The sequence below is a fragment of the Methylobacterium nigriterrae genome (assembly GCF_037106235.1).
Taxonomy (GTDB): Bacteria; Pseudomonadota; Alphaproteobacteria; order Rhizobiales; family Beijerinckiaceae; genus Methylobacterium; species Methylobacterium nigriterrae.
This window is the reverse complement of sequence record NZ_JBAWTG010000640.1, coordinates 1-344: the sequence shown is the minus strand read 5'-3', so window position 1 is coordinate 344 and position 344 is coordinate 1. Positions and strand designations below refer to the sequence as shown.

General features: G+C 70.6%; 1 protein-coding gene. It reads right to left on the bottom strand.

Annotated elements, in window-relative coordinates:
* On the bottom strand, positions 1 to 305 hold a 305-nt coding region (locus tag WDW90_RS38570), incomplete at its 3' end, for an ABC transporter permease (protein WP_336492930.1).
* Positions 306 to 344: the final 39 nt, after the last annotated feature.

Here is a 344-nt window from a genome sequence, read left to right as displayed (position 1 = left end):
GCAATTGCCTCGCCGGATCGAACCGCGTGCATCGCGCTCGTCATGTCGCCGGATCGGTGCGCGACGCTGACGCCCGGTGCTGAGGCGATGGCCTGGACATAGACCAGCGACGTCGGCGAGCGGTCGGCATCGACGACGCTGACCTGGAGGTTGCGGATCACGACGTTGCTGAACGTCGCGGCGAGGATCGCCACGGCGATCAGTGGAACCCCGAGCGCGAGGAAGAGCGCGAGGCGGTCGCGCCGCATCCAGCGCAGTTCCCGCGTCGCGACGAGCAGGAGGCCGGGCTGCGCGGGCGGCTTCATCGCCGGGCACGCGGCCAGTCGGCGTAGACGCTCATCCCG